Genomic DNA, 4,284 nt, shown 5'->3' with positions numbered 1-4,284 from the left:
GGTCACGGGTGGCGACGGTGGTGACGCCTTCCGCGCGCAGTTCGCGCAGGATGAGGTCGCCGAGCGGGTCGTCGCTGACACGGCCGATCCAGGTCGCGGATCCACCGAGCCGGCTGACGCCCACCGCCACGTTCGACTCGGCTCCGGCGAGGCCCAGGCGCAGGCCGGAGCCCACGGCCAGCGGGCCGGCGTCGGGTGCGGCGAGGACCGCGAGGGCCTCTCCGACGGTCACCAGGGAGCGTTCCGGGGAAGGGGCGTTCACGAGGCCGCCTTCTGGGCGCGGGGCTCGGCCCGGATCGTGTCCAGCAGCGTGCGCGCCCTCGTGGTGAGGGCGTCCAGGGCGTCCGGTGCCGGGTTCCGGTCGGCTCCGCGCAGCAGTGGGGAGCCGATGCCCACGGCGTGGGCGCCCGCGTCGAGGTAGTCGCGGGCCTGGTCGACACCGACTCCGCCGACGGCGACGAGCGGTACGTCCGGCAGCGGTGCCCGCAGTTGCCGCAGGTGGGCGGGCCCGCCGGTGCTCGCCGGGAAGAGCTTGACGGCGGCGGCGCCCGCGCGCCAGGCGGCGCACACCTCGGTGGCTGTCCAGGCGCCCGGGTAGCACGGGATGCCGCTGTCGGCGGCGCCCCTGATCACGTCCGTGTCCACGACCGGGGACACCAGGAACTCGGCCCCGGCCGCAAGCGCGTCCCGGGCGTCGCCCGTGGTGATCACGGTGCCGGCCCCGACGGCCGCCTCGGACCCGAGTTCCTCCCGGATGGCGGCCAGCGCGTCGAGGGCACCCGAGGTGGTGAGGGTGACCTCCAGGCAGGTGACGCCGCCGTCCGCGAGGGCCCGGGCCACCGCGGCGAGGCCCGTCGCGTCGGCCGAGCGCAGGATGGCCATCACCCGGGTCCGGTCCAGCTGGGGTGTGAGCGCGGGACGCTCCGTCATGACCGCGCCACAGCAGGGTGGTTGGCGGTGTCCAGGATCTTGGTCATGAGGAGTTCCTTTGCAAGATGGTGCGTTGGTAAACAGAGTTACTTGAGTCCGGAGGTGGAGATCCCGGAGATGAAGCCGCGCTGCATGATCAGGAAGAGCGCGAGCACGGGGACGACGTACATCACCGCGCCCGATGCGACGAGGTTGGGCATCGGTTCACCGTGTGCGTTGACGTAGCCGGTGGCGAGCTTGACCGCGAGGGTGGTGTGGCTGTCGTCCAGCAGCAGCGCGGGGCCGATGTAGTCGCCCCACGTCCAGCTGAAGGACAGGATCAGGCTGGTGGCGATGACCGGCCACGACTGCGGCAGGAAGATCCGCAGGAAGATCCGGAAGGTGCCGCACCCGTCGACGATGGCCGCCTCCTCCAGTTCCTTCGGCATGTTGCTGAAGAACTGCCGGAACAGGAAGATCAGGTACGGTGCGCCGCACAACCCCCAGAGCACCCACGGCATGTACGTGTTGAGCAGGTGGAGTTGGGCGAACATCAGATACGTCGGGATGAGGGTGATGACCGCCGGCAGCATCATCGTCGACATCAGGACCCCGAAGATCGCCCGCTTGCCGGGGCCGTCGAGCCTTGCGAAGCCGAATCCGGCCCACGCCGAGGCGAGGGTCACCAGCACGGCGTAGATCACGGAGATCGTCGCGGAGTTGCGGGCATAGCCGAGATAGTCGAACTGGGTCAGCGCCTGGCGGAAGTTGTCCAGGCTCGGGTGGTGCGGCCACCAGTGGACGGGCATGACCCGCAGTTCCGACGCGTCCTTGAGAGCGGTGATCGCCAGCCAGCCGAAGGGGCTGAGGAAGAGGACGAGCAGTGCCACAAGGAGCATGTAGATCGCGTTGCGCCGGGCGAACACCATCACGCGTCTCCCATCGTGCGGGGCCTGTCCTTCGCCAACTCCGGTTCCACGGAGTAGAAGACGGCGCCCTTGCTCAGCCTGAACAGCAGGAAGGTGACGAAGACGATGATCGCGAAGAGCACCCACAGCATCGCTGAGGCGTAGCCGTATCGTCCGTTGGCGAAGTACTGGGCGAAAACGTTGATCATGTAGAAGTAGTTGCTCTCGGGGACGGACGTCACCCCCGCCGGGGTGGGGTTGAGCGCGATCAGCAGCGGTGCGAAGGTCTGCAGCGATCCGATGATCCCGGTGACTACCTGGAAGAAGATCACCGGTGAGAGCAGGGGCAGGGTGATCCGGGTGAAGGACTGCCAGGGATTGGCACCGTCGACCCTCGCCGCCTCGAGTAGCTCCTTGGGGATGTCCTGGAGCCCGGCCAGCGAGATGATCATGACGTTGCCGACGCCCCACATGGTGAGCACGATCAGCACCCAGCGGGCGTAGGGATCGACCAGCCAGGGCACGCCGTTGACGCTGAACAGGTCCAGGAAGCCGTTGGCCGCCCCCGAGTCGCGGTCGAAGATCAGCTTGAAGGTGAGCGCCGCACCGACCGGCGGGACGACGGCGGGCAGGTACAGCAGGGTGCGGAACACCCCGCGGGCGCGTATCGGCTGGTTGACCAGCACCGCCAGCATCAGCCCCGCCACGATGCTCAGCGGTACGGTGATGCCGGTGAACAGCGCGGTCCGGCCGAGGGAGGCCATGGTGTCCGGGTCGGAGAAGACCTCCTTGTAGTTCGCCAGACCCACGAAGCGGGTGCGGCTGGAGAGCCCGTCGGAGTTGGTGAAGCTCAGCCACAGCGCGTACACGAGCGGGTAGCCCGTCAGTCCCAGGAAGCCCAGCATCCAGGGGCCGGTGAACGCGTAGAACGCCGCCACCCGTCGCTGCCTGAGTGAGAACCGCCTGCGCGCGGGGCGGGCGGCCGCCCCCGGGGACGGGGACGGCACGGCCTGGGCGGTGTTCCCGGTGAGCTGACCGGTACTCACCCCACCAGCTCCTTGCCCTTGGCGATCGCGCCGTTCATCTGCGAGTTCAGCTCGTCGGCGACCTTCCCGGCGGAGGTGCCGGACTTGATCGCACCCGGCAGCACCTTGTTGATCACCGCGTCCAGCGCGGTCGTCTGAACGTACGGCGTGACGGTCATGACCTGGAGGTACGGCAGCTCCTGCTGCTGCACCTTGTAGGCCTGCTTCTGGTACGGCTGAGTCTGCGGCATCTGCGAGCGCAGCGACTTCAGGGTGGGGATGCCCCAGCCACTGGTGGCCCGGTCCTTGGCCGGGCGACCGCCGAAGTACCACTCGAAGAACTTCCAGGCGGCGTCCTTGTTCTTGGCCAGCTTGGGGATCCAGTAGCCGGTGGCACCGAAGCAGGGGCTGATGCGGTTGCCGCCCAGTTGCGGGGCGGGCGCGAACCGGGACACCTCGGCGACCTTGGCGTCGCCGCCGATCATCCCGCCGAACCAGTAGCCGTCGCTTGCCATCGCCATACGGTTGGCCTGGTAGGTGGGCCCGTCCCAGCCGTCCGGGTTCGGGTTGGCGGGGCTCGGACCGATGTTGGCCTTGGCGTACTCCAGGTACCAGCTCAGTGCCTTCAGCGCCTCGGGCGAGGAGAAGTCGACGGAGGCCAGGTCTTCGGCGAACAGCCGGCCGCCGGCCGAGGCCGTCATGTTCATGAACATGGCGAAGTTGCCGCCCCCGGGGTTCAGGCCGTACACCTTGATCTTCCCGAGCCTGCGCTTGACCAGCTGCTTGCCCATGTCGAGCCACTCGTCGTAGGACAGCGGCTCGGTCTCGCTGGGGCGGTCCAGCTTCGCGGCGTCGAACATGTCGGTGCGGTACCAGAACATCGCGTCCTGGGAGTAGTCCTTCGCCATGCCGTAGCGGGGGCCCGCCCCCTGCTTCTTGCCGTCGAAGCGCCAGAGGTCGTTGACCGGGTCGAGGTCGGAGGCCTTGAGCACCGTGCTCTTGGTGAAGTACGAGTCCAGGTCGGACATCACCCCGCGGGCGGCGAAGTACGGCGTGTCCAGCGCACCGCTGCCGCGGACCACGTCCGGCGGGTTCTTGGCGGCCAGCATGGCGTTGAGCTTCGTCGCGTCGTAGGCGAGGTAGGTGATCTTCACGCCCAGCGCCTGCTCGGCGGCCTTGATGGTCTTCTTGTCCATCTCGCCGTCGACGGACATGACGGTGAGCGTCTTGCTGCCGCCCTTCGAACCGCCGCCGCCCGAGCCGTCGTCGATGGAGGCGGCGCAGCCGGGAAGCGCGGTCGCGGCGAGCGCGGCTCCGGCGGAGTAGGCGAGAAAACGGCGTCTGTCGAGGGACCCTGCGGTCGGGACGGACATGCTGGTGAGCCTTTCGTGCGAGGCGTACACGGGTGCGGGCATGTGGGGAGTGGCGGCGGGGTGCGGGGC

5 protein-coding genes are annotated in these 4,284 nt (G+C 68.7%); all 5 read right to left on the bottom strand.

Annotated elements, in window-relative coordinates:
- A partial coding sequence (locus FNH08_RS45745) for a PfkB family carbohydrate kinase (protein WP_322726512.1) occupies positions 1–262 on the bottom strand: 262 nt, incomplete at its 3' end.
- Positions 259–930: a bifunctional 4-hydroxy-2-oxoglutarate aldolase/2-dehydro-3-deoxy-phosphogluconate aldolase gene (locus tag FNH08_RS45740; protein WP_152777557.1), complete on the bottom strand. Its 672-nt coding sequence runs from the start codon at positions 928–930 to the stop codon at positions 259–261. The genes FNH08_RS45740 and FNH08_RS45745, both read right to left, overlap by 4 nt.
- Positions 931–1,016: 86 nt before the next feature.
- On the bottom strand, positions 1,017–1,838 hold the full coding sequence (locus FNH08_RS45735; protein ID WP_152777555.1) for a carbohydrate ABC transporter permease: 822 nt from the start codon (positions 1,836–1,838) through the stop codon (positions 1,017–1,019).
- The gene (locus tag FNH08_RS45730) at positions 1,838–2,863 is read right to left on the bottom strand and encodes a carbohydrate ABC transporter permease (RefSeq protein ID WP_322726511.1); all 1,026 of its coding nucleotides are present in this window, start codon (positions 2,861–2,863) and stop codon (positions 1,838–1,840) included. The genes FNH08_RS45735 and FNH08_RS45730 overlap by 1 nt, the downstream gene beginning before the upstream one ends.
- Entirely contained in the window at positions 2,860–4,215 is a 1,356-nt protein-coding gene (locus tag FNH08_RS45725) for an extracellular solute-binding protein (RefSeq protein ID WP_152777559.1), read from the bottom strand. The genes FNH08_RS45730 and FNH08_RS45725 overlap by 4 nt, the downstream gene beginning before the upstream one ends.
- Between the last annotated feature and the right edge of the window lie 69 nt (positions 4,216–4,284).

The sequence above is a fragment of the Streptomyces spongiae genome (genome assembly GCF_009377185.1).
Classification (GTDB): domain Bacteria; phylum Actinomycetota; class Actinomycetes; order Streptomycetales; family Streptomycetaceae; genus Streptomyces; species Streptomyces spongiae.
The sequence above is the reverse complement of the archived record's forward strand: the minus strand, read 5'-3'. Positions and strand labels throughout refer to the sequence as shown.

Excerpts from the sequence above, each read along its gene's own strand:
- FNH08_RS45740 (WP_152777557.1), bottom strand. The coding sequence starts at position 930 with ATGACGGAGCGTCCCGCGCTCACACCCCAGCTGGACCGGACCCGGGTG.
- FNH08_RS45735 (WP_152777555.1), bottom strand. The coding sequence starts at position 1,838 with ATGGTGTTCGCCCGGCGCAACGCGATCTACATGCTCCTTGTGGCACTG.
- FNH08_RS45725 (WP_152777559.1), bottom strand. The coding sequence starts at position 4,215 with ATGTCCGTCCCGACCGCAGGGTCCCTCGACAGACGCCGTTTTCTCGCC.